This is a genomic window from Cedecea sp. B1(4) (genome assembly GCF_059414925.1).
Window position 1 is genome coordinate 1 of sequence record NZ_JCAHMZ010000166.1, and the last position, 283, is coordinate 283.

At 27.6% G+C, this 283-nt stretch carries 1 protein-coding gene; it reads right to left on the minus strand.

All coding sequences use genetic code 11. The annotated features are described in order from the left end of the window. Positions 1–29: 29 nt before the first annotated feature. Positions 30–283, minus strand: a 254-nt coding sequence (locus ACR6JA_RS22485) for a hypothetical protein (protein WP_494599652.1), incomplete at its 5' end; no start/stop codon positions are given.

Genomic DNA, 283 nt, shown 5'->3' on the forward strand with positions numbered 1-283 from the left:
AAACAAAAAAAACCAAAAAAACAAAAAAATTAAAAAAACAACCCAGAATTAAATAAAACAAAAAAAAAACACCCCCCCCCAAAAAAAAAAAAAAAAAAAAAAAAAAGTAAAAAAAAAAAAAAACCCAAAAATAAAACCAAAAAAAAACCCAAAAAAAAAAAGTAAAAAACAAAACCACAAAAAAAAAATAAAATAACAAAACCACCCCCACACAAAAAAAAAAAAAAAACACCACACCCACCACAAAAACCACACCAACCCCAAAAACACCCCCCCCCCCCCC